At 60.1% G+C, this 22,951-nt stretch carries 18 protein-coding genes, 6 tRNA genes and 1 pseudogene; 7 read left to right on the top strand and 18 right to left on the bottom strand.

From position 1 onward, the window contains the following. Nucleotides 1-15 precede the first annotated feature (15 nt). The 4 genes from lpxK to BLU24_RS09060 form a co-directional block, all read right to left on the bottom strand. Nucleotides 16-1,026, bottom strand: a complete 1,011-nt coding sequence (lpxK, locus tag BLU24_RS09075) for a tetraacyldisaccharide 4'-kinase (protein ID WP_093099388.1) — start codon at nucleotides 1,024-1,026, stop codon at nucleotides 16-18. Beyond that, entirely contained in the window at nucleotides 1,026-1,454 is a 429-nt protein-coding gene (locus tag BLU24_RS09070; protein WP_090285229.1) for an ExbD/TolR family protein, read from the bottom strand. Before BLU24_RS09070 ends, lpxK begins: the two co-directional genes overlap by 1 nt. Further along, nucleotides 1,451-2,086 carry a MotA/TolQ/ExbB proton channel family protein gene (locus BLU24_RS09065; protein ID WP_167359904.1) on the bottom strand — a complete coding sequence of 212 codons (636 nt, stop codon included), beginning with the start codon at nucleotides 2,084-2,086 and terminating at the stop codon, nucleotides 1,451-1,453. Before BLU24_RS09065 ends, BLU24_RS09070 begins: the two co-directional genes overlap by 4 nt. A 101-nt stretch (nucleotides 2,087-2,187) precedes the next feature. Further along, nucleotides 2,188-4,422: a DNA internalization-related competence protein ComEC/Rec2 gene (locus BLU24_RS09060; protein WP_093099386.1), complete on the bottom strand. Its 2,235-nt coding sequence runs from the start codon at nucleotides 4,420-4,422 to the stop codon at nucleotides 2,188-2,190. Nucleotides 4,423-4,558: 136 nt separating this feature from the next. Between BLU24_RS09060 and BLU24_RS09055 the strand changes: the two genes are divergently transcribed. Beyond that, nucleotides 4,559-5,077: a DUF2062 domain-containing protein gene (locus BLU24_RS09055; RefSeq protein ID WP_093099384.1), complete on the top strand. Its 519-nt coding sequence runs from the start codon at nucleotides 4,559-4,561 to the stop codon at nucleotides 5,075-5,077. An 804-nt stretch (nucleotides 5,078-5,881) separates the two neighbouring features. Here the strand turns inward: BLU24_RS09055 and BLU24_RS09050 are convergent. The 4 genes from BLU24_RS09050 to BLU24_RS09035 form a co-directional block, all read right to left on the bottom strand. Then, nucleotides 5,882-6,661 (bottom strand): ABC transporter permease, encoded by a 780-nt coding sequence (locus tag BLU24_RS09050; protein WP_039760202.1) that lies wholly within the window; start codon nucleotides 6,659-6,661, stop codon nucleotides 5,882-5,884. Then, on the bottom strand, nucleotides 6,658-7,590 hold the full coding sequence (locus tag BLU24_RS09045) for an ABC transporter ATP-binding protein (protein ID WP_090285239.1): 933 nt from the start codon (nucleotides 7,588-7,590) through the stop codon (nucleotides 6,658-6,660). The genes BLU24_RS09050 and BLU24_RS09045 overlap by 4 nt, the downstream gene beginning before the upstream one ends. 133 nt (nucleotides 7,591-7,723) lie before the next feature. Then, complete coding sequence (locus BLU24_RS09040; protein ID WP_093099382.1) at nucleotides 7,724-8,347, bottom strand: glutathione S-transferase family protein; 624 nt, start codon at nucleotides 8,345-8,347, stop codon at nucleotides 7,724-7,726. Between the two features lie 43 nt (nucleotides 8,348-8,390). Next, nucleotides 8,391-9,050, bottom strand: coding sequence for a transglutaminase-like domain-containing protein (locus BLU24_RS09035; protein WP_093099380.1), 660 nt, complete (start codon nucleotides 9,048-9,050; stop codon nucleotides 8,391-8,393). A gap of 248 nt (nucleotides 9,051-9,298) precedes the next feature. Between BLU24_RS09035 and BLU24_RS09030 the strand changes: the two genes are divergently transcribed. Both BLU24_RS09030 and BLU24_RS09025 read left to right on the top strand, forming a co-directional pair. Next, nucleotides 9,299-11,746, top strand: coding sequence for an acyl-CoA dehydrogenase (locus BLU24_RS09030; RefSeq protein ID WP_093099378.1), 2,448 nt, complete (start codon nucleotides 9,299-9,301; stop codon nucleotides 11,744-11,746). An 89-nt stretch (nucleotides 11,747-11,835) separates the two neighbouring features. Next, nucleotides 11,836-12,243, top strand: a complete 408-nt coding sequence (locus BLU24_RS09025) for a PA2817 family protein (protein WP_090285247.1) — start codon at nucleotides 11,836-11,838, stop codon at nucleotides 12,241-12,243. A 652-nt stretch (nucleotides 12,244-12,895) separates the two neighbouring features. Here the strand turns inward: BLU24_RS09025 and BLU24_RS09020 are convergent. After that, nucleotides 12,896-13,894 (bottom strand): LysR family transcriptional regulator, encoded by a 999-nt coding sequence (locus BLU24_RS09020; RefSeq protein WP_093099376.1) that lies wholly within the window; start codon nucleotides 13,892-13,894, stop codon nucleotides 12,896-12,898. A gap of 90 nt (nucleotides 13,895-13,984) precedes the next feature. Between BLU24_RS09020 and BLU24_RS09015 the strand changes: the two genes are divergently transcribed. The 3 genes from BLU24_RS09015 (at nucleotide 13,985) to BLU24_RS09005 (ending at nucleotide 16,109) form a co-directional block, all read left to right on the top strand. Beyond that, nucleotides 13,985-14,611 carry a hypothetical protein gene (locus BLU24_RS09015; protein ID WP_093099374.1) on the top strand — a complete coding sequence of 209 codons (627 nt, stop codon included), beginning with the start codon at nucleotides 13,985-13,987 and terminating at the stop codon, nucleotides 14,609-14,611. An 87-nt stretch (nucleotides 14,612-14,698) separates the two neighbouring features. Continuing rightward, a complete protein-coding gene (locus BLU24_RS09010) occupies nucleotides 14,699-15,469 on the top strand; it encodes a 2OG-Fe(II) oxygenase (RefSeq protein ID WP_093099372.1) in 771 nt (256 codons plus the stop codon). A 1-nt stretch (nucleotide 15,470) separates the two neighbouring features. Further along, complete coding sequence (locus tag BLU24_RS09005) at nucleotides 15,471-16,109, top strand: LysE family translocator (RefSeq protein ID WP_093099369.1); 639 nt, start codon at nucleotides 15,471-15,473, stop codon at nucleotides 16,107-16,109. A gap of 128 nt (nucleotides 16,110-16,237) precedes the next feature. Here the strand turns inward: BLU24_RS09005 and BLU24_RS09000 are convergent. The 6 genes from BLU24_RS09000 to BLU24_RS08975 all read right to left on the bottom strand — a co-directional run bounded on the left by BLU24_RS09000 (nucleotide 16,238) and on the right by BLU24_RS08975 (nucleotide 16,861). Then, a tRNA-Gly gene (locus BLU24_RS09000) sits at nucleotides 16,238-16,313 on the bottom strand. A gap of 2 nt (nucleotides 16,314-16,315) precedes the next feature. Further along, a tRNA-Glu gene (locus tag BLU24_RS08995) sits at nucleotides 16,316-16,391 on the bottom strand. Nucleotides 16,392-16,448: 57 nt separating this feature from the next. Then, nucleotides 16,449-16,524, bottom strand: a tRNA-Gly gene (locus BLU24_RS08990). A 3-nt stretch (nucleotides 16,525-16,527) separates the two neighbouring features. Then, a tRNA-Glu gene (locus BLU24_RS08985) sits at nucleotides 16,528-16,603 on the bottom strand. A gap of 104 nt (nucleotides 16,604-16,707) precedes the next feature. Then, nucleotides 16,708-16,783: transfer RNA gene (locus BLU24_RS08980), tRNA-Gly, on the bottom strand. Between the two features lie 2 nt (nucleotides 16,784-16,785). Beyond that, a tRNA-Glu gene (locus tag BLU24_RS08975) sits at nucleotides 16,786-16,861 on the bottom strand. A gap of 380 nt (nucleotides 16,862-17,241) precedes the next feature. Here BLU24_RS08975 and BLU24_RS08970 point away from each other — a divergent pair. Then, the gene (locus BLU24_RS08970; RefSeq protein WP_172833250.1) at nucleotides 17,242-18,000 is read left to right on the top strand and encodes a hypothetical protein; all 759 of its coding nucleotides are present in this window, start codon (nucleotides 17,242-17,244) and stop codon (nucleotides 17,998-18,000) included. Between the two features lie 754 nt (nucleotides 18,001-18,754). Here the strand turns inward: BLU24_RS08970 and BLU24_RS28195 are convergent. From BLU24_RS28195 to BLU24_RS08960, 3 genes and pseudogenes are all read right to left on the bottom strand, one after another. Then, nucleotides 18,755-19,459, bottom strand: coding sequence for a methyl-accepting chemotaxis protein (locus tag BLU24_RS28195; RefSeq protein ID WP_434598319.1), 705 nt, complete (start codon nucleotides 19,457-19,459; stop codon nucleotides 18,755-18,757). A 204-nt stretch (nucleotides 19,460-19,663) separates the two neighbouring features. Continuing rightward, a pseudogene (locus BLU24_RS28190) lies at nucleotides 19,664-19,840 on the bottom strand (HAMP domain-containing protein); the annotation flags it as partial. A 990-nt stretch (nucleotides 19,841-20,830) separates the two neighbouring features. Beyond that, nucleotides 20,831-22,231 carry an aminotransferase-like domain-containing protein gene (locus BLU24_RS08960; protein WP_093099363.1) on the bottom strand — a complete coding sequence of 467 codons (1,401 nt, stop codon included), beginning with the start codon at nucleotides 22,229-22,231 and terminating at the stop codon, nucleotides 20,831-20,833. Nucleotides 22,232-22,951: the final 720 nt, after the last annotated feature.

Below are 22,951 nucleotides of genomic sequence, written 5' to 3'. Positions count from 1 at the left end.
CAGATAAATAAACAGTCAAGGCAATAGCCGATCGGGCAACAGGCGCATCAGTTGCGTGTCGAACCAGGCCACGAAGGCCGGCGACGGCAGCGCATCGACCGCCAGATACCACCAATCGGCAGCAGCAAAGGCGCGGCACTTCACCGCGTCCTTTTCGGTCATCACCAACGGCAATGACGGGGTGAAATTCAAGGCTTGCACGCTGTACTCGGCGTGGTCGGCAAACGCATGGGGGATTGCGCGCCAGTCTAGCGCTTCGAGCGTATTGAAGAAACGTTGCGGATTGCCGATCCCGGCCACGGCGTGCACCGCCTGACCGGGCGCAAAATGTTCGAGCGGCTGGCGCTCGCCGCTGCGCAGATTGACCAGTGCAGTGGGTTGCAGGCGAAAGGCAAAACCGTCCTTGCGATCTTCGCTGGCGCCGTTGTACAGCACGCCGTCGACGCTTTGCAGGCGCTCGACCGGCTCGCGCAGGGGGCCCGCCGGCAGGCAGCGTTGATTGCCGAGACCGCGTGCCGCGTCGATCAGCACCAGTTCCAGATCCCGCCCCAAGCGGTAATGCTGCATGCCGTCGTCGGAGAGGATCAGGTCCAGCGGTTCGCTGGCAAGCAAGGCTTTGACGGCGGCGCTGCGATCGGGATCGATCATCAGCGGCACGCCGGTGCGCTGGACGATCAGCAGCGGTTCATCACCGGCAATATCGGCCGTCTGATCGGCCTCGACGCGCCACGGCAGTTGCGCAGGTTTGGCCCCGTAACCACGGCTGACCACGCCGACGCGCAAACCACGCTGACGGCAATGTTCGATGAGCCAGAGAATCATCGGCGTCTTGCCGGTACCGCCCACAGTGATGTTGCCGACCACGATCAACGGCACCGGCGGCTGGTAGATCGTGCCCTCACCGTCGAGAAAGCGCTGGCGCTTGTTGACCACCACCCGGCGGTAGAGCATTTCCAGCGGCCGCAACAGCGTCAGGGCCGGGTGACCCGCATACCACGCAGCAAGCAAGCGATCGGACAGGCTCATCAGGATTTGGGCGCCGCCTCGACCGTGGTCATGCGCAGATGGCTGAAACCGAGCTTGCCGGCCGCGTCCATGGCGGTGATCACGGATTGATGCTGGGCCTTGCCGTCAGCACTGATCGACAACGGCATGCTGGTGTCGCCGTTGGCTTCTTTCTGCATGGCGTCCATCAGCGTCGCCAGATCGTTCTTCGGCAGGACCTTGTTGTTCACCGAAAACACACCTTCGGCGCTGATCGCGATATCCAGTTGCTTGACCTGCTGGTCCTCGGCCGGCGAACCACTGACCGCTTCCGGCAGATCGACGCGCAGTTGGGTTTCGCGGGTGAACGTGGTGGTCACCACAAAAAACAGCAACAGGATGAACACCACGTCGATCAGCGACGCGAGGTTGATGTCCACGGTTTCCCGGGGCTTGCGACGGAATTTCACGCTTTGCCCTCGGCCAGGTCGACGTCACGGTCGCCCTGCACCACTTCCACCAGTTTGATCGCTTCCTGCTCCATGCCGACCACCAGTTCATCGATGCGGCGTTGCAGGAAACGGTGGAAGAACACCGCCGGGATACCGACCATCAAGCCCGCCGCCGTGGTGATCAGCGCTTTGGAAATACCACCGGCGAGGACCGAGGCATTGGTGGTCATGCCGGTACCGGTGAACGCGCTGAAAATGTCGATCATGCCCAGCACGGTGCCGAGCAGACCGAGCAGCGGCGCCATCGCAGCGATGGTGCCGAGCGCATTGATGTAGCGCTCCAACTCATGAATGACACGGGCGGCGGCCTCTTCGATGCACTCTTTCATGATCTCGCGACCATGCTTGGAATTGGCCAGGCCAGCAGCAAGGATTTCACCCAGCGGCGAGTTGGCGCGCAACTCCTTGAGTTTTTCCTTGTTGAGCTGTTTGTCCTTGATCCAGACCCAGACCTGGCCCAGCAGATGCTCGGGAGTGACGCGGCTGGCGCGCAGGGTCCACAGGCGCTCGGCGACAATCGCCATGGCCGCGATGGAACTCAGAATGATCGGCAACATCATCCAGCCGCCGGATTTGACCAATTCCCACACAGTGACAGTCCCCTCGAAAAAGTGCGCCACTTTACCATACCGATTGCCGATTAAGGCCCGCCGCCCCGACGACCGTAATGCCACCGCCGCCCACGCGCCGATCAGCGGGCCAGTGCCGGCGGATCCCGCCAGAACCGCCGCTGGTGACGCAGGGTTTGCGCGGACTGGAAGGTTCCCAGTTGCAGGTGAATGGCGCCGTGTTCGGCGCTGTCGTAGATACGCAGCCGCTGTTTGCGGTAACGCGCCAGCACCGTCGGATGGGGATGGCCGAAGGAATTGCCGTGGCCGCGAGAGATCAGTACCGAGTGCGGCTGCAATGCCTTGAGCAGCGCCATCGACGATGAACTGCGGCTACCGTGATGCGGCGCTTGCAGCCATTGGGTCGGCACCGCCAGCGGTCCGTCGAGCAGGAGCCGTTCGGCGTGACTGTCGATATCACCGGTCAATAGCAGCCGCTCGCCATTGGCCTCGATCTGCAACACGCAAGAGCGCTGATTGCTGTTGCGGGCGTCTGCCCATTGCCAGAGCTGAAAACTGACCCCGTCCCACTGCCATTGCTGTTCTGACTCACAGGCAGCGGCGTTCAGCAGTTGAGGTAATCCCTCGGGATCACCACTGATCACGCGATTGATCGGCAAACCACGGGAGACGGCCAGCGCACCGCCGGCGTGATCGGCGTCGGCGTGGCTGAGCAGCATCAGGTCGAGTTTTTCCACGCGCAACTTGCGCAACGCAGGCAAGACTACGCGTTCGCCGATATCGAACTCACCAAACCGCGGCCCGGCGTCGTACAGCAGCGTGTGATGCCGCGTGCGGATCACGATCGCCAGACCTTGACCGACGTCCAGTTGCCAGACATCGGCGATACCGTCCGTCAGTCGCTCGCGCGGCGGCAGCGCCAGCAGCAACAACAGCGGCCAGCCCAGCGGACGCAGCGGCACCCCACGCGGCAACAACAGCAGCACCGCGCCGAGGCTGCCGAGCAGCCAGACCACGCTGGGTAACGAGCCGGGAATCCACGCAGGCCATTGCCCGGCAATCACCGCGAGCCCGCGAAACAGCCAATCGATCAAGCCACCCGCCAGCCACAGCAAGCCTTCGCCGACATACGGCACTGGCAACAACAGCGTCCCGAGCAACGCTGGCGGCAACACCACCAGACTGACCCAAGGGACCGCGAGCAGATTGGCCAACGGCCCGCTCACGCTGATCGGCAGATTCAGGGCCAGCAGCACCGGGCACAGGCCGATTGCGATCAGCCATTGCGCGCGCGTCCAGGTCTGCCACCAGTGCCAGGCCCCGAGACGACCGCCGAAGGTGAAGATCAACACTGCCACAGCCGCGAACGACAACCAGAAACCCGGACGCAGACTGGCCAGCGGGTCGAGCAACAACACCCCATTGAACGCCAGCAACAGCGGCCACCATGCCCCGAGATGGCGAAAACGCAGACGCCATAACAGCACCAGCCCGACCATCACGCAGGCCCGCTGCACCGGCACATCGAATCCGGCGAGCAGGCCATAGCCCAGCGCCGCCGCAAAGGCCAGACCACAGGCCCATGGCAACCACGGCCAGCGCAGCGGCCACAGCCCATACCGCGCCAGCCCGGCGACGAGCAGGTACATCACCGCCGCCAGCAGGCCGATGTGCTGGCCGGAAATCACCAGCAGGTGCACGGTGCCGGTGTCCTGCAGGATCTGCCAGTCCTCGCGACTCAGTCCGGAGCCATCGCCCAGCACCAGCGCGGCCAACGCGCCGCTGCGGCCTTGCGCATCCACCCCCAGCAAACGCTGCCGAACGCTGTCACGCCAGGCCCAGCGCGCCTCGCTCAGGCGCTGGCCATCCTTGATCGTGCCAGTCGCGCCGATGCGTTGCGCCAGCAGCCAGGCCTCGAAATCGAAGGCATCGGGATTGCGCAAGCCACCCGGGCGTTTCAGTTTCACCGCCAGACGCCAACGCTCGCCGCTGTTGACCGCCGGCCCGGCGTACCAGGCCAGGCGCATTCGCGCCGGCAGTTTTTCGTGCCGCGACCGCGCGTCAGCCAACTCGAAGCGCACCACGCCATCGCTGTTTTGCGGCAGCCCGACGACGCGTCCTTCCAGCCAGCGGGTTTCACCGTCAAGCTTCAACGCCAGACGATCATCCAGAGCCCACTGCGCCGCGACGCTGGACCAGGCGAACCCGAACAGCACGAACGCCAACGGATAACTGCGAAACGGTAACAGCATCAGCGCCACCACCGGCATCAACAGCATCAACCAGACCGGCGGTAACGCCGGCATAAAAACCGGGGCCAGCAAACCGACTGCCAGCGCCATCATCCCTGTGCGCATCAGCCCGTCCTTGAGAGTCCCACACCTAGGCATAGCGGGTGTCGGGCACCCGCGCCGTCAATAATTGTCACAAAGTCTGAATGGGCGGTTCGTAGAATCCAGACATACTTGCCGCCTTAACCGACCGAGAAGCCTTATGCCCCGGCGCTTATTCAAACGTTACATGCCCGACCCGACGAGCATCAGGGAACACAAATCCTTACGCTTTCTCGGCAAGTTGCTGCATGACCCGAACCTCTGGCACCTCAACCGTCACTCGGTCGCCCGAGCGATGGCGGTCGGCCTGTTTGCCGCATTCCTGCCCATTCCGGCGCAAATGCTGGTGGCCGCCGCACTGGCAATCTTCGTACGCGGAAACATGCCGATCGCCGTCAGCCTGGTGTGGCTGACCAACCCGATCACCATGCCCGCGGTGTTCTTCTGCACCTATCAGGCCGGCGCATGGTTGATGGACGTACCCGCGCGACACCTGCCGGACGAGCTGTCCTGGGAATGGATCAGCGGGGAACTGTCGACGCTGTGGCAACCGTTTTTGCTTGGGTCGGTGGTGGTCGGACTGGCGCTCGGCGCACTCGCCTACTGCGTTGTAATGATGTATTGGCGCTGGTGGGTCGCCCGACAATGGGCTCGGCGCAAGAAAAGCCGGCAGAAATGAATGCAAAAACGGCCTCCGAGTGGGAGGCCGTTTTTTATTGCAGTGTCTGGGGTGGCGCCATCGCTTGCAGGCAAGCTCCCACAAAAAACCGCGGCCACCCTCAGGTCGAGTATCAGCTCGCAGGCTGTTGATTTTGATCCACCGGCGACGTTGAAGCCTGGGGCTTGAAATCAGCTGAAAATCAAAAGCCCCTCACCCTAGCCCTCTCCCAGAGGGAGAGGGAACTGATCGTGTTGGCTTGAAGACTTACGCCGACATGCGATACCGAGTCGAACGAAAATTTCGAAGCCAACCAAAATCGGCTCCCTCTCCAGGGGGAGAGGGCTGGGGTGAGGGGCAGCCACACCACAAATTCAAAGCCATGCGACGCTTCTCACCACTCAATAGGCCGAGTGTCAGCTCGCCTGCTTTTGATCTTGATCCACCGGCGACGTCGGAAGGCTGAGCGCAGGGATTGATCCGGGCGTGGGAGCGCAGCGACCGTCTGGCGCAGCCAGACACAGCGGAAGGAGGTGCAGCGCAGCAAACCGTAGCCGCTGCGCCCGGATCAGTCCCGGAGCGAAGGAACCCGAGCTTGCGAGGGCCGAACGCAGGAGCAAGCCTTTTGGGTTACCTTTTTGGCGTTTGAAAAAGGTGACCCGCCGTAAGGGCGGAACCCTAAGCAGCCGTTACCGCAGCAACGGATATGTACCCAAAATTCACCGCCTGAAAGAAAGTCATCGCTTGCAGGCAAGCTCCCACATTAACAGCGGCTGTACTCAGGAATTGTGAGCGACACCGGACCCTGTGGGAGCCAGCCTCAGATCAGGTACGCATCCCCCGCCCACTCACCAGCAACCGCGCACAACCGAGATACAACACCACCGTCGCCACCAGCATAAAAGTGATCGCGATACCGATGCGGATATCCGAGACCCCCAGAATGCCGTAGCGGAAGGCATTGACCATGTGCAGCACCGGGTTCGCCAGCGACACCGTCTGCCAGAACGGCGGCAACAGCGTGATCGAATAAAACACCCCGCCCAGGTAAGTCAGGGGCGTCAACACGAACGTCGGAATAATCGAAATATCATCGAAGTTTCGCGCAAACACCGCATTGATGAAGCCCAGCAGCGAGAAAATCGTCGCCGTCAGCACCACCACCAAAATGGTCACACCCAAGTGGTGCACCTGCAGATCGGTAAAGAACAGCGACAGGATCGTCACGATCAAACCCACCGCCAGACCACGCAATACGCCACCAATGGTGAAGCCGATCAGAATGGTGTGCGGGGAAACCGGCGAGACCATCAGTTCTTCGATGGAGCGCTGGAACTTGCTGCCGAAGAAACTCGAAACCACGTTGCCGTAGGAGTTGGTGATCACTGACATCATGATCAACCCCGGCACGATGTACTCCATGTACGTGAAGCCACCCATGTCGCCGATCTGCCGGCCGATCAAGTTACCGAAGATCACGAAGTACAGAACCATGGTGATCGCCGGCGGCAGCAGGGTCTGCGGCCAGATCCGCATGAAGCGTTTGACCTCGCGGTAAACGATGGTCTGCAAGGCGACGAGGTTGGGACCGAACTCAGAACTCATACCGCCACCTTCGACAGATTTTTCTCCACCAGAGACACGAACAACTCCTCAAGGCGATTGGTTTTGTTACGCAGGCTCAGCACTTCGATATTCTGCAAAGCCAATTGGCCGAACAGCGCAGTAATGCCCATCGACTTGTCGACCTGCACTTCCAGCGTGTGCGCATCGATCAGCCGCGACGGGTAACCGACCAGTTGTGGCGCGGCCGCCAGATCGCCCTTGAGATCGAGCAGGAAGGTTTCCACATGCAACTGACCGAGCAGTTGGCGCATGCTGGTGTTCTCGACAATCGTGCCGTGGTCGATGATGCCGATGTTGCGGCACAACTGCTCAGCCTCCTCCAGATAATGCGTGGTGAGGATGATGGTGATGCCTTTCTGGTTCAGTTCGGTGAGGAAGGTCCACATCGACCGGCGCAGCTCGATGTCGACACCGGCAGTCGGTTCGTCGAGGATCAGCAGCCGCGGCTCGTGCACCAAGGCGCGAGCGATCATCAAGCGCCGCTTCATGCCGCCGGACAGCGAACGCGACGGCACATCGCGCTTGTCCCACAGGCCCAATTGCGTCAGGTACTGCTCGGCGCGTTCCTTGGCGATTTTCGCCGGGATGCCGTAGTAACCGGCCTGGGTCACGACGATGTCGAAAGTCTTTTCGAACTGGTTGAAGTTGAATTCCTGGGGCACCACGCCGATCGAGCGCTTGAGCGCGGCCGGGTTCCTGTCCAGGTCGTGGCCAAAGATATTCACCGTGCCGCTGGTCTTGTTGACCAGGGTCGAGAGAATGCCGATGGTCGTGGATTTGCCGGCGCCGTTGGGGCCGAGCAAGGCGAAGAAGTCACCTTCGGCGACGTCCAGATCGATACCACTCAAGGCCTGGAACCCGTTGCCGTAGGTTTTGGTTAGCTGCCGGATGGACAGAGCGGAACTCATATCGGATTTACGCACCATGAAGGGGAGAAAAGAATAAATAAGGGCGAGCGGCGAGGGAAACAACCGCGGCGCAAGTTCGCAATGGTGCTTGCCGACGCCGCACAAGTACAGTCAAGTGTGTCGATAGTAATTATCAAGTCAACGCGGTCATGACCGCTTTCTGATAGGCCGGACGCTGTTTCAGGCGCTCGTACCAGGCTTGCAGATGGGGTTGTGGTGCGCGCTCGATGGGCATTTCGAACCAGGCATAAATGAAGCTGCCGAGCGGGATATCGCCCATGCCGATTTCATTGCCGGAGAGGTAAGGCTGGCTGATCAGGGCATGGTCGACCATGTTCAACAACTCATCGCACTCTTTGATCGCGGCATTGATCGCCGCCCAGTCCTGCTTCTCGGCGGGCGTACGCAACACGCCCCAGAACACTGTGCGAAACGGCCCGGCAAAACTCGAGCTGGTCCAATCCATCCATTTGTCAGCGGTGGCGCGGGTGCGCGGATCCGCCGGATACCAGGCGCTGTCGGGCGCGTGTCTGGCCAGCAGATAACGGACGATGGCGTTGGATTCCCACAGCACCAGACCTTCGTCTTCGATTACCGGTACCCGGCCATTCGGATTCATCGCGCGGTATTCCGGCGTATCGACCACACCGAACGCGCCACCGGCATCGATCGCCTCGTAAGCCAGGCCAAGCTCCTCGGCCGCCCACAACGCTTTCCTGACATTCGATGAGTTTTTCCGTCCCCAGATCTTCAGCATGACCGCCTCTTTGCAAATGCGTGGACGGCCAGCATACGCCGGATCAGCGAGCACTCACATCACTGAGCATGTCACCCAGTAACGCCGGTTGCTGATCGGTAAACAGGTGCGGATAGCATTTTTGCAGATGCTCGAAGAAGAACGCTTCCGGCACATCGCTGAACTGGCCGTGATCGACCAGATATTCCATCAGCAGCGCGCCATCACGGTTGTACGGGTGAAAAACGCTGTCATTGACGCCGTCGAATTCCAACGGCGCGACATTGAACAGCTCACACAATTGCTGATTGAACGCCGGCGTAGCCTTGACCCAGCGGCCATCAAGAAAGAACTCGGTGTAGCCATGCATGGCGAATCGGTCACTTTTCAGCAACTCGAGCAGACGCGGCGTCGACAGGTGATTGCGCACATCGGCCAGACCAATGCGCGCCGGAATCCCGCAGTGTCTGGCGCAGCCAGCCAGCAGCGTAGCTTTGGGCACGCAATAACTTTCGCCTGTCGCCAATGCATGGCTGCCGCGCAAGGTCTGCGGGTCGCGGCTGAACGTGTAGGGGTTGTAGCGCACTGCTTCGCGCACGGCGTAATAAAGACCGATTGCCTGCTCACGCGGATCTTGGCTGGCGCCGCGATGCTGCTCTGCGAACTCCACCACTGCCGGGTGGTCACTATCGATGAAGCGGCCGGGGCTCAGATACTCGTGCATGACGGCAATCTCCTGGATGAGTCACGAGTCTAGCGACAGCTTGAGCACAGAGATAACGACGTTTCGGCCAAACCTGGAAGCAAAGCCGCGGGATCGGCGAACGATTTCCCACACGTGTTGCCCACCGAACCTACGAAAACCATCCGGGGTTTCCCACGATTTCAATCACCTTGGTCTGACCACCCGCTTTTACAGATGCCGTCTAAGCTCTGGAGGGTCGATTTGCCTTGGTTCACGGAGGACTGAATATGCTGTTGTTGTGGATACTGGTTTTGATCGTTGGTGTGGCGTATCTCGCTCACCGGCGCATCGCCCCTCTGCCTGCCTTAGGCATCGTTGCCGTCTACCTGGTGGCGATGGGCATCTTCAGTCATGCACCGGGCTGGTTGCTGGCATTGTTCTGGGTAGTGCTGGCGCTGATCGCCGCCCCCTTGCTGCTGCCTGACCTGCGCCGCCAGCATTTCACTGCGCCATTGTTCAACTGGTTCCAGAAAACCCTGCCGCCGATGTCGCAGACCGAGCGCGATGCGATCGACGCCGGCACCGTGTGGTGGGATGGCGAACTGTTCAGCGGGCGTCCGGACTGGGACAAACTGCTGGCCTATCCAAAGGCGCAATTGAGCGAAGAAGAGCAAGCTTTCATCGACGGCCCGACCGAAGAACTTTGTGCAATGGTCACTGATTGGCAGATCGGCCAGTCGATGGATCTACCGCCTGAAGCCTGGGCACACATCAAGGAACACGGCTTTTTTGCCCTGATCATTCCCAAGGAATTCGGTGGCAAAGGTTTCTCCGCGTACGCTCACTCGCAAGTGGCGATGAAACTGGCGACCCGCAGCGGCGACCTCGCCTCCACGGTAATGGTGCCGAACTCCCTCGGCCCGGCCGAACTGCTGCTGCATTACGGCACTGACGAACAACGCAATCACTATCTGCCACGGCTGGCCCGTGGCGATGACATCCCGTGCTTCGCCCTCACCGGCCCGCTCGCTGGCTCCGACGCCGGTGCCATGCCCGACACTGGCATCATCTGCAAAGGCCAGTGGCAAGGCGAGGAAGTTGTCGGCCTGCGCCTGAACTGGGAAAAGCGCTACATCACCCTGGGCCCGGTCGCGACACTTCTAGGCCTGGCCTTCAAGGCTTATGACCCCGAGCATCTGCTCGGCGAAAAGGAAGACCTCGGCATCAGCCTGGCGCTGATCCCGACCGACACCCCCGGTGTCGAAATCGGTCGTCGTCACCTGCCGCTGGGCGCGGCATTCATGAACGGGCCGAACTCCGGCAAAGACGTATTCATCCCGCTGGACTACCTGATTGGCGGCCAGGAAATGCTCGGCAAGGGCTGGATGATGCTGATGAACTGCCTGTCGGTCGGCCGCTCGATCTCGTTGCCAGCAGTCGGCACCGGTGCGGCCAAATTCACCAGTCTGGTCACCGGACAATACGCACAGATTCGTGAACAGTTCAACGTACCGCTGTCGGCTTTCGAAGGTATTCAGGAGGCCATGGCACGCATCGGCGGCAACGCATGGATGATGGACGCCGCGCGCATGCTCACGGCCAATGCGGTGGATCTGGGCGAGAAACCTTCGGTGCTGTCGGCGATCCTCAAGTATCACCTCACCGAACGCGGGCGCGAGTGCATCAGCCACGCCATGGATGTGCATGGCGGCAAGGCGATCATCATGGGCCCGAACAACTACCTGGGGCGCAGCTGGAACGGCGCGCCGATCTTCATCACCGTCGAAGGCGCGAACATCCTCTCGCGTAATCTGATGATCTTCGGTCAGGGCGCGATCCGCTGCCATCCGTTCGTGCTCAAGGAAATGGCCCTGGCCGGCCGCGAGGACAAGGACCAGGCGCTGAAAGAGTTTGACGGCCTGCTGCTCAAACACATCGGTTTCGCCATCAGCAATGCCGCCAGTACCCTGGTGCTCAACCTGGGCTTGGGTCACTTTGAACACGCACCGGGCGACAAGATCAGCCAAGGCTACTTCCGTGCGCTCAACCGTCAGGCTGCGGCGTTCGCCATGCTGGCGGACTTCAGCATGATGCTGCTGGGCGGCGAACTGAAACGCCGCGAACGCCTGTCGGCGCGCCTCGGCGATGTGCTGAGCAACCTGTACCTGGCCTCCGCCGCGCTCAAGCGTTATCACGACCTCGACTCGCCGGCCTATATGGAGCCGCTGCTACGCTGGGCCATGGAAGAAAGTCTTGGCCAGTCGGAACGAGCACTCGATGAACTGCTGCGCAACTTCCCCAACAAAGTGTTCGGCTGTCTGTTGCGGGTCATCGTCTTCCCGTTCGGTCGTCGCCACACAGGCCCGTCGGACAAGCTCGGCGCCGAAGTGGCGGGAGTCATCGGTCGCGCCAAGGGCGATCCGGCGCTGGAACAACTCCTCGCCGGCTGCTACCGCCCGCAATCCCCAGACGACGCGGTCGGCGCGCTGCAACACGCCAGCGATCTGCTGCATGCCGCGCAGCCACTGCACAAAAAGCTGCACACCTCGCTGAAAAGCGGTCAGGTCAAACCGGTCGCCGGCGAACATGCCATCGACGCGGCACTGGAGGCCGGCGTACTGCAACCGGTAGAAGCGCAAAACCTGCGCGACGCCGAAGCCGCACGACGCAAAGTGATCGATGTCGATGATTTCGACAAGGAAGAACTGGCGCTGGCCGAGGGCAAAGTCCGCTGATCTCTGCTGCCGTACAGCGTTTAATCTGTGAAAAACGGGCGCGGGGGCTTTATACTCCCGCGCCCGTTTTGCTCTTGAGGACTTATCTCGTGTCCAACGTCGTTGCCGATCATCTTGTATTGCTCGACCACCTTCGCAGTATCCTGGTCGCCGTAGGTGAGGCCGAACAGGTGCCCGAAGAAAGCCACGCCCTGTTCCTCGAGCGCTTCGACGAACTGCTGGCGTCCTTGCCGATCGATCCTATCGAAAGCCAATATCTTGGCCAGGACATCCTGACCCAGGTGATCTCCCGCTACCCGCAAATCGCCCACCTCATCCCGCGCGACCTGCTGTGGTACTTCGCTGGCGACTGCCTGCATTACCTGTCCGACGAAGAGATCGACCTGTACCAGGCACTCGAAGAGCGTCGCTTCGAAGCCGAACAGAACGACGAACCGTTCGACTGGAACCAGGAAAAGCAACTGATGGCGATGTCCGCGCAGGACAGCAAGCACTGAGATTGTCCTGCTCATGAAAACGCCCGCATGGTGATGCCATGCGGGCATTTTTTTTGGTGGTTTAACAGGCGAACATAACGCTGGCTTTTGGCTGCGGACTCACCGATAAAGATCAAAAGCCCCTCACCCTAGCCCTCTCCCGGAGGGAGAGGGGACTGACCGAGGTGGATGCGAGAACTACGCCGACTTGGGATATCGAGCCGTACGCGATTTCGAAGCCAACATAGGTCGGCTCCCTCTCCCTCCGGGAGAGGGCTGGGGTGAGGGGCAGCCACGCCACAAATCCCAATCCTACCCCCCGCTTCTAACCACTCAACAATGAGCGTTAGCTCGAGTGCCCTTGATCTTGATCTTGCCTAACCGGCGACATCGGAAGGCTGAGCGCAGGGATCGATCCGGGCGTGGGAGCGCAGCGACCGTCTGGCGCAGCCAGACACAGCGGAAGTAGGTGCAGCGAAGCAAACCGTAGCCGCTGCGCCCGGATCGATCCCGGAGCGAAGGGACCCGAGCTTGCGAGGGCCGTACGTAGGAGCTAGCGTTTTTTGCTTACTTTTTTAGGCGCTTGTAAAAAAGTAAGTCGCCGTCAGGCGAAACCGCCAGCCGCAACACCCGAAGCAACGGATATTCACCCAAAACCCCAAAACCCAAGAGCTCAAAGCAACCCCTCCCCCTCCGGCAACTCATAAGCCATCGCCACATTCCCCCCGCCCCCCGACCGGCCCGGCCGCCCCAAGGTCGGCTCCTTCTGCAGACACTCCACCAGATAATCGATAAACACCCGCAGCTTGGGCGGCAAATACCGAGTCGGCGAATGCAACAACCACAACCCACCGTGATACGACGCCAGAAACGTCCACTGCGGCAATACCTGAACCACCAGACCCTGCTCCAACGCATAACGCGCCGTGAAGTACGGCAGACTGCCAATGCCAATATGCTGCAACACCGCCCCTAACCGCACACCCGTATGGTTGGCGGCATAGCGCCCACGCACCCCGACCGTCACCGCTTTGCTGCCCTTCTTGAATTTCCAGCGAGCATCACTCGGGGTTTCGCCCAGATAAATACAACTGTGATTGAGCAAATCATGCGGATGCGTCGGCGTGCCGTGTTCGGCCAGATACTGCGGCGTCGCACAGAGCAAATGATCGATGGTCAGCAACTGTCGTCCGACCAGCCCCGCCGGCGGCCGATCGGTGATGCGAATCGCCAGATCGACGTGATCATCAATCAGATCCACCTGGCGATCCTCCAGCAGCAACTCGACATCGACCTTGGGATAACGCCGCAAAAACTCCGGCATGTGCGGATGAATCACGAAGCGCCCCACCGCCTTCGGCACACTCACGCGCACCAGCCCTTCGGCCTCATGGGTGAACTGGCCGCTGATTTCCATCACCGAGCGGGCGGCACTGATCATCTCCTGACAGCGCTTGAAGACTTCTTCGCCACCGTCACTCAAGCGCAGCTTGCGCGTGGTGCGCTGCAACAAGCGTGTCGCCAGCGCCTTTTCCAGGCGGGAAATGCTGCGGCTCACCGCTGAGGGTGACGAACCCAGTTGGCGAGCGGCCTCAGAGAAGCTGCCGGTCTCCACGACCCTGACGAAAATCGCCATTTCTCCGAGTAACGGTAGCGGCAAATTTATGCTCACAGCGCACAAGTCCTTTGATGTTTGAACGGATTATCACGCTATTAACCGATTCATATAATAAAAAAAGAAACTTTAATAAGGGCATGGAATATGACGCTTCGCCTCTTTTTCCATAGTGATGACCTCAAGGCCAATGTGGAAGTCCTCGACTGCACGCCCCAGGAAAACGAATTTGCTGTCGTGCTGCGCGCAACCCTGTTTCATCCACAGGGCGGCGGCCAGCCCAGCGATACCGGCTGGATTGGCGAAAGCCAGGTATCGCGCGTGATACAGGAGCCGGAGCGGATCATCCATTTTGTCGACCGCCCGGTACCCCCGGGCATGACAGTGATCCGCATCAACGAACAGCGGCGACGTTTCAACACGCGCATGCATTCGGCCGGCCACTTGATCGGACATTTCATTCAGGCGCAGGGCTGGACGCCGATCAAGGCTCATCACTGGCCGGATGAAGGTCGTGTGCAATTCAAACCCGGCGACGCCGCGCAGGAACTTGACGTAGCGGCCGTACAACAAGCGCTCGATCAATGGATCGCCGACGATCTGCCACGTCTGACCTCACTGCGCGAAGGTGCGCGGGAAATCAGTTTCGGTGACCTGCCCGCTTATGGCTGCGGCGGCACCCATGTACGCAGCCTGAAGGAACTGGGCACAGTCACGATCACGTCCCTTTCGCAGAAGAAAGGCACGTTATCCGTCCACTACAACGTGGATTGAGGATTTCGAACGCTGCCGCACGCAGCGTTCGACGCCGGGGGACCGCATTCGCCGGTTCCGTTGACTATCGATAGATGGACCTAAGACATGATGCTAGACGTCGAGCGTCTCGATGAGACGTGCATAAAAAAACTGGCCAACGAAGAAGTCCTCGCCATCCGCGTCAAAAGCTTTCTGGCCGAGCCGCTGGCGATCGAGATTGGCAACAAGATCCTCGCACCCGGGTTCGAGGGTTACATCAACGCGCCGAGCATTGGCCGCATCGGCATGGCGTTTTACGAGGCGGAAAATCAACCGCTGCTGATCGAGGACTACTTCGAACGGGCGGCCAGCAACATTGCTGAATTGCGCAATCGCTGTGCGCCCTACTCATCACCGATCGACACCTTGCGCTGCATGCTCGACGAATCCTGGCCGGCTGGTGCGCACCTGGAAAACCTCTACGGGCGCAAAATGTATGTCGGCCTGTCACGGGTAGTGAAGCCGGGCGTGTGCTTCCTCGCCCATCACGACATCTTCGCCAAGGACGCCCCGGACAGTTTTCAGGCGCGCAGTCTGGAGGCGCAGTTCGCCTGCAACGTCTACCTGAACATGCCGACCGAAGGCGGCGCGTTGCAGATGTGGGACGACCGCATCACCCCTGACCAATTCGATGAGATGCGTGGCGACAGTTACGGCATCGACCCCGCCCTGCTCGGCTCTCCTGCACTGGAGGTCCGGCCGCAACCGGGCGATTTCATCATGTTCAATTCGCGGCGCATGCACTCGGTGACCCCGGGCGTGGCTGATCCGCGCTTGAGCCTGTCGTTCTTTGTCGGCTATCGCGGCAATGCATCACCCCTGACTTACTGGAGCTGAAATGTATTCGAATTATCTGGGCGAATTTCTCGCGCTGGCGACCATCCACTTTCTGGCGGTTGTAGCGCCCGGACCGGACTTTGCCGTGACTATCCGCCAAAGTGTGCGCTTCGGCCGGTTGGTTGGTATTTGCACGGCGCTGGGCATCGGTGCGGGAATTTCCGTGCATGTGCTTTATACCCTGCTCGGTGTCGGCGCCTTGATGCACACCACGCCGTGGTTGCTGACCGTCGCCAAAGTGATCGGCGGTGCCTACATTCTGTATCTCGGCGTCAGCTTGCTGCGCAGCAAACCGAAATCGGCCGTCGAGGGTGAAAAATCCAGCGACGAACCAATGGTCGAACAGACCTTGTTCAAAGCCTTTAGCACCGGTTTTCTGACCAACGCCACCAATCCGAAAGCCACGCTGTTTTTTCTGGCGATCTTCACCACCATCATCAGTGCCAGCACGCCGCTGCAAATCCAGGCGCTCTATGGATTGTGGATGTGCTTTGTCAATGCATCGTGGTTCGTGCTGGTTGCGCTTTTCTTCTCGAGCAACCGGATCAGATTGCTGTTCATGCGCATGGGGCACTGGTTCGAACGCACCATGGGCGTGGTACTGATTCTGTTCGCCGGTCGATTAATGTTGTCCTGGTAAAGGGATACACGCAAAAAGGCCCGCCGAAATCGCTTCAGCGGGCCTTTTTCAGGATTTACATCGACGGCTGGTACGAATGCTGCGCAAACAAAAACGCCGATCATCAGTGATCGGCGTTTTTGTGGATATGGAGCGGGAAACGAGACTCGAACTCGCGACCCCGACCTTGGCAAGGTCGTGCTCTACCAACTGAGCTATTCCCGCAATGGCGTCCCCTAGGGGACTCGAACCCCTGTTACCGCCGTGAAAGGGCGGTGTCCTAGGCCACTAGACGAAGGGGACACAGGCTACAACTTTCACTAATAAAAACGCCGCTCACTGAGCGGCGTTTCTAGAATTTGGAGCGGGAAACGAGACTCGAACTCGCGACCCCGACCTTGGCAAGGTCGTGCTCTACCAACTGAGCTATTCCCGCAAATGGCGTCCCCTAGGGGACTCGAACCCCTGTTACCGCCGTGAAAGGGCGGTGTCCTAGGCCACTAGACGAAGGGGACACGCTACCCGGAACACATGGTGTGTGTTTCGGTGTCCAGATCCGCATCAAAAGACTTGGCTCTGGTTTCACTCGGCACCGCCCGAAAGCACTGCCGTTTAAAACTGGAGCGGGAAACGAGACTCGAACTCGCGACCCCGACCTTGGCAAGGTCGTGCTCTACCAACTGAGCTATTCCCGCATTGGCGTCCCCTAGGGGACTCGAACCCCTGTTACCGCCGTGAAAGGGCGGTGTCCTAGGCCACTAGACGAAGGGGACACACTACAACATTCACTCCCTGCCGCGCTTCGCTGTGTGCTTTACGCTGCAAGTGGCGCGCATTCTATGGATGGATTGAGGGGTCGTCAACCCCCTGATATAAATTTATTTAAATCAATGACTTCGCCCCGCTTTAGGGCAGCAGGGGGGCTTTTCCGTCGTCCGATGTTTGACGCCTATATTCTGCCACCCGGCAAGACGTTATAGTCCACACAGTGATGGCAATCTGTACATCAAACGCCAGCATTCATATAAACAGTGTGCGGCCGATACAGATTGAACTGCCGAACCGAATCGTCGAGTGGCGCTAGGCGGCCCTATGCCCAGCCACTACACTCGCATGCGAACCCTATAAAGAGGTCTTACCGGTGACACCACTCATGATCACCCTGCTTGTCATAGCCGGGATCGCAATTCTGATCGCCATTGGCTACATGAACCATGTGGTGGAAAACAACAAACTGGAGAAGGCCCGCACCAAGGTCGAACTCAACGACCGCCTGCGCCGCTGCGGCGAACTGACCGAGACCTTCCCCGGCCAGTTCATGAGCCCGGCACTCAAGCTGCTGCTGACCCGCCTGGAACTGAACGTCTGCCAGCGCCTGCTGAACCTGGAAAAAACCAGCGCCACCACCAAAGCGCGCATCACCGAGCTGAGCGCCCTGGTGGCCCAAGGCGAATCGATCCCGGTCAACAACCCACCAGCGCCGATCATCACCGAAGCCAAGGCCAAAGACGTACGCTTCCTCCTCGAAGCCCTCCACGGCCAGATCACCCGCGCCGCCCACGACGGCTTCCTGCCACCGAACGAAGCCAAACACTGGGTTCGCGAAGTGCGCCATATCCTCGTCCTGCTGCACATCGAATTCTTCAATAACCTCGGCCAGCAATCCCTGCAACAAAACCAGCCCGGCCAGGCCCGCCTCGCCTTCGAACGCGGCGTGCAATACCTGCGCAAACAACAAGACCCGCAGATCTACGCCGAACAACTGCAATACCTGGAAAAACTGCTGGCCCGCGCCAACGCCCAGGTGATGGACAAGATCGCACCGGTCGAAGGCGAAGAAAACCAACTGACCGCCGGCCTCAAAGACGTCGAGGCGGATGCGGACTGGAAGAAGAAAGTCATTTACGACTGAGTGCAGAGATTTGAAGAGAAGCCACCGAGAGGTGGCTTTTTTGTGAGATCACGGCAAGAGCCTGACAAAATTTCGCTGAAGAGGAGACCGCTTTCGCGAGCAGGCTCACGCAACGCGTCGCTGCTCACCACTCCTACGATGAGCGGTAGCTCGAGTGCTTTTGATCTTGCCTTAATGCTGGAAATCAATCTAAAGAATCAAAAGCCCCTCACCCTAGCCCTCTCCCGGAGGGAGAGGGGACTGACCGGGGTGGATGCGAGAGCTGCGCCAACCTGAAATACCGAGTCGTACACGATTTCAAAGCCAACACAGATCAGCTCCCTCTCCTGGGGGAGAGGGCTGGGGTGAGGGGCAGCCACACCACAAATCCAAAGCCAACCACCCGCTTCTAACCACTCAACAATGAGCGCCAGCTCGAGTGCTCTTGATCTTGATCTTGCCTAACCAGCGACATCGGAAGGCTGAGTGGAGGGATTGATCCGGGCGTGGGAGCGAAGCGACCGTCTGGCGCAGCCAGACACAGCGGAAGGAGGTGCAGCGCAGCAAACCGTAGCCGCTGCGCCCGGATCGATCCCGGAGCGAAGGGACCCGAGCTTGCGAGGGCCGTACGTAGGAGCAAGCCTTTTGGTTCCTTTTTGGCGTCTGAAAAAGGGACTCGCCGTAAGGGCGAAACCGCCACCCGCCACACCAAAAAAAACGGATATTCACCCAAAACACCCAAAGCCTGGTCGGCCCAGAGGCCGCCAAGGCTCAATCAAAGCCGAAAATGCCCAACCATGGACCTCAACTCCCCCCCCAACTGCGCCAGCTCAACACTCGAAGCCGCATTCCCCCGCATCGCAATCGACGACTGATCGGCACTCGCACGAATGCTCGTCACACTGCGATTGATCTCCTCCGCCACCGAACTCTGCTCCTCGGCCGCCGCCGCGATCTGCTGATTCATCTGCTGAATCAACGACACCGCTACCGCAATGCTCCCCAGCGCACTCTCGGTCTGCAACGCATCACTGACCGCCAGCTTCACCAGTTCGCCGCTGCTCTGAATCTGCTGCACCGACGACTGCGCCGCCGAGCGCAACGCACTGACCAGCCGCTCAATCTCCTCAGTCGATTGCTGCGTACGCCGCGCCAATGCACGTACTTCATCGGCCACCACCGCGAAGCCCCTACCCTGTTCCCCGGCCCGTGCCGCCTCGATCGCGGCATTCAATGCCAATAGATTGGTCTGCTCGGCGACGCTCTTGATCACCTCCAGCACCGTGCCGATATTCTGAATCTCAGCACTGAGACTTTCGATGCTTGAACTGGCGGAAGTTGCGGAATCGGCCAACTGCTCAATCCGCGCCATGCTCTGTCGCACCACCTGCTGGCCACTCTCGACCTTGTCATCCGCGGTCTGCGCGGCCAACGCCGCCTCCTCGGCATTGCGTGCCACGTCGTGCACCGTGGCGGTCATCTGGTTCATCGCGGTGGCGACCTGCTCGGTCTCTTCCTTCTGACTGCTCACCTCAAGGTTGGTCTGCTCGGTGACCGCCGACAATGATTGTGCCGAACTGGCCAGTTGTTCGATCCCCGCCTGCAAACCGCTGACGATGGTGCTCAGCCCCGCGCCCATCTGCTGCATCGCCAGCATCAATTGGCCAATCTCGTCGCGCCGGGTCACTTGCACGCTGGCACTCAAGTCGCCGGCAGCGATCTGCTGCGCCACCTGAATCACGCTGCGCAACGGTGCGACGATCAGCCGGGTGATGAACCATGCAGCAAGTACCCCGACCAGCAACGCCAGGGCCGAGGAGCCAATGATCAACAGCGAATTCTTCTTCAGTTCTGCCTGCATCGCGGCGTCCTCGGCAACATAAGCCTGATTCACCCGCTCGACCACCTGCTCAGCACGCTGATGCAATTGTTCATAGACCGTTTTTTCCTGATCCAGCAAACCGGTGTATTCGGCAAGCTTGTCGTTGAACCCGGCGATATGCCCGGACACTTCGTTGAGCACGGTCAGATAACCCTCGTCCTTGACCGTGGTTTTCAGCTCTTCGGCCTGCGTCTGCGCTTGCGCCGCCTGTTCGATGTTGCCCTTGCCGGCGCTGTCGGCGTCGCCCTTGCGACTTTGATCGAGACGAACCCGGGCCTCATTCATCGCCTGCAACATCAGGCGCGATACCTGGCTGACCTGACTGGCTTGTTCAATGAACTGCGTCCCATCCTTGCCCTCGGTGTCCTTCAGGGTATACGCGCCGTCGTCGGCCAGCCCGGCCTGCAGCACGTCCAGGTTATTAGCCACGCTGGATACCGACCAACTGGCCATCTCCAGCGCAAGATCCTTGGCCTGGCTCAGCGATACGAATTCATCGAACGCCTTGCGATAGGCGCCCAGCGACTGCTCGACATCGTTCATCACCGACACATTGGCCGGCGTGCGCGCCTTGAGCTCGTTAGCCAGGGCCACCAGACCGTCCACGCCTTCACGCAGGGCATCGGCCGTCTTCGGGTTGCCGTGCAAGGCATAATCCTGTTCGAGCAGGCGCACCTTGAGCAGACCGCTATTGAGCGAGGACATCTGCTTCAGCCCGTCGAAGCGCAGGCTGATGGTCTGCAGGGACCAGACGCCAATCGCCGCCACCAGAGCGGTCAAGAGCAAGACCAACACAAACCCGATTCCCAGTTTTTTCGCCATGCCGAGGTTGGCGAAACGTCCTTGCATGGCCGAAATCATTGCGCGAGCCCTCTGCCATTGTCAGTAAAGCGAAGAGTCGCAACGGCCAGGAACCAGCACAAGTCTCTGCCGTCGCAATAATGGCAAAAAGCTACAGCCGCGTCGTTTTCAGAACACTGGAGGTCGATCCGAACCGGTGTTGCGGAAAAACTGCCGAGCCCGTGGGTCACAGGCGTACGCCACGTTGATGCGATGCCAGTCACCCGATTCGCCGCTGGGACTGAACGCATTCACGTTCGCCAGCATCACGCCACACCGCTGGGCCTGGCCGCGAACCAGGCCCTGATCGGCCGTCCGCGCACGCGCCCAGATAAACAACCCGCCCGCCGGCCGGCCGAACACCTCCCAGTCGGCGTCTTCCAGCGCCTGCAAAGCCGCGACGCGATCAGCATTCAAGCGCTGCCGCTGGCGCTGCACCAGCTTACGGTAAGCACCACTGGCCAACAGCGTTGCCAGCACCGCCTCGGAAAATCGCGATACCCCAAGTCCACTGACCATTTTGACCTGAGCCAGGCGCCTGACCAGCTCACTGTCTGCGAGGACAAACCCGACCCGCAAGGAACTGCTCAGCGTCTTGGAAAAACTGCCCACATAAATCACTCGACTATCATCGTCCAGCGCAGCCAGACGCGTACCGTGACCTGTGTGCAGGTCGGCGTAGACATCATCCTCGATCAGGCGCAGGTCATGAAGCCTGCTCAATTGCAGGATACGTTGCGCCACGCCCGGCGACAGGCAACTGCCGGTAGGATTGTGGTGATGACTGTTGATGAACATCGCCGCCGGCCGGAACTGCTGCAGCAAAGCTTCAAGCGCTTCGACATCCGGCCCGTTCTGCGTACGACGCACCTCCAGCATGCGCACGCCATGCAGGCGCAGCAGATCGAACAACGGCGCATACCCCGGCGTCTCAACCACCACACAGTCGCCGGCCTTGAACAACGTGCGCACGATCAGATCCAGCGCATGACTGGCGCCGCCGGTACTCAACAACTGCGCACTGCCAGCGTCGATATCCAGCCGCTTCAAGCGCCTGACAATCTGCTCACGCAACGCTGGCAACCCAAGCGGCGTGCTGTAATTGAACAGACTGGCCATGTCCGTACGCGCCACCTCACGCAACGCATAACTGAGATCGTCCGGCTCACGCCAGCTCTGCGGCAAACCACCGCAACCCAACTTCAAGCCACCGCCGACATCGCAAACCGCATCGCACCAGCCATAGCGCCCGCCAGACAATTCAGGATCAACATCGGCGCCAGCCATCGACGGCGAAGCAGCAACCACAAACCCGGTCCCCTGGCATGAGCTCAGAACCCCCTGCGACACCAACCGCTCACATGCCTCGACAACACACGAATGACTCAGCAGATTGCCCCGGGCAATCTGCCGGGCAGAAGGCAAACGAGTGGCGGGTGGCACACCACTTTGCAGAATCCAATCCGTCAGCCCATCAACAATCTGCTGCACGACCGGCACCATTGCCTGTCGATCAATTCTCAATTCCATGAGCAAGCAAACTCCTGTCCGTTTTGCTGACCGCAGTAAAACACAGCCACGCCGCACAGCCTGTGCGACAACGCCGCCAAAAGCGACCGATCTAACGGCTTGATACACATTGTTTAAAGGGATACACGGGATTGGGCGCGCATCAACGCAAAGCCGGAAATCAAAAGCGCCCTCACCCTAGCCCTCTCCCGGAGGGAGAGGGGACTGACCGGGGTGGATGAAAGAGATGCGCCAACGCGCAACATCGAGTCGAACTCAGGATTTGAACGGCCCCCAAATCGGCTCCCTCTCCAGGGGGAGAGGGCTGGGGTGAGGGGCGAATCCACCACAAATCCCAAAGCCATGCGGCGCTTCTCACCACTCAACAATGAGCGTTAGCTCGAGTGCCCTTGATCTTGCCTAACCAGCGACATCGGAAGGCTGAGTGGAGGGATCGATCCGGGCGTGGGAGCGCAGCGACCGTACGACGAAGTCGTACACAGCGGAAGGAGGTGCAGCGAAGCAAACCGTAGCCGCTGCGCCCGGATCGATCCCGGAGCGAAGGGACCCGAGCCTGCGAGGGCCGTACGTAGGAGCAAGCGTTTTTTGCTTACTTTTTTAGGCGCTTGTAAAAAAGTAAGTCGCCGTAAGGGCGAAACCGCCAGCCGCACCCCCCGAAGCAACGGATATGCACCCAAAACCCAAAGAGCATGGTCGGCCCACAGGCCGCCACGCCCACAA

This window comes from Pseudomonas sp. Z003-0.4C(8344-21) (assembly GCF_900104975.1).
GTDB classification, from domain to species: domain Bacteria; phylum Pseudomonadota; class Gammaproteobacteria; order Pseudomonadales; family Pseudomonadaceae; genus Aquipseudomonas; species Aquipseudomonas granadensis.
The sequence above is the reverse complement of the archived record's forward strand: the minus strand, read 5'-3'. Positions and strand labels throughout refer to the sequence as shown.

Coding starts and splice junctions, on each gene's coding strand:
- BLU24_RS09015 (WP_093099374.1), top strand. CDS start 13,985: ATGACGCTTCGCCTCTTTTTCCATAGTGATGACCTCAAGGCCAATGTG.
- BLU24_RS09050 (WP_039760202.1), bottom strand. CDS start 6,661: ATGAGTTCTGAGTTCGGTCCCAACCTCGTCGCCTTGCAGACCATCGTT.
- BLU24_RS09040 (WP_093099382.1), bottom strand. CDS start 8,347: ATGCTGAAGATCTGGGGACGGAAAAACTCATCGAATGTCAGGAAAGCG.
- BLU24_RS28195 (WP_434598319.1), bottom strand. CDS start 19,459: ATGACCGCCACGGTGCACGACGTGGCACGCAATGCCGAGGAGGCGGCG.
- BLU24_RS08970 (WP_172833250.1), top strand. CDS start 17,242: ATGATCACCCTGCTTGTCATAGCCGGGATCGCAATTCTGATCGCCATT.
- BLU24_RS09055 (WP_093099384.1), top strand. CDS start 4,559: ATGCCCCGGCGCTTATTCAAACGTTACATGCCCGACCCGACGAGCATC.
- BLU24_RS09035 (WP_093099380.1), bottom strand. CDS start 9,050: ATGCACGAGTATCTGAGCCCCGGCCGCTTCATCGATAGTGACCACCCG.
- lpxK (WP_093099388.1), bottom strand. CDS start 1,026: ATGAGCCTGTCCGATCGCTTGCTTGCTGCGTGGTATGCGGGTCACCCG.
- BLU24_RS08960 (WP_093099363.1), bottom strand. CDS start 22,231: ATGGAATTGAGAATTGATCGACAGGCAATGGTGCCGGTCGTGCAGCAG.
- BLU24_RS09045 (WP_090285239.1), bottom strand. CDS start 7,590: ATGAGTTCCGCTCTGTCCATCCGGCAGCTAACCAAAACCTACGGCAAC.
- BLU24_RS09005 (WP_093099369.1), top strand. CDS start 15,471: ATGTATTCGAATTATCTGGGCGAATTTCTCGCGCTGGCGACCATCCAC.
- BLU24_RS09060 (WP_093099386.1), bottom strand. CDS start 4,422: ATGCGCACAGGGATGATGGCGCTGGCAGTCGGTTTGCTGGCCCCGGTT.
- BLU24_RS09010 (WP_093099372.1), top strand. CDS start 14,699: ATGATGCTAGACGTCGAGCGTCTCGATGAGACGTGCATAAAAAAACTG.
- BLU24_RS09030 (WP_093099378.1), top strand. CDS start 9,299: ATGCTGTTGTTGTGGATACTGGTTTTGATCGTTGGTGTGGCGTATCTC.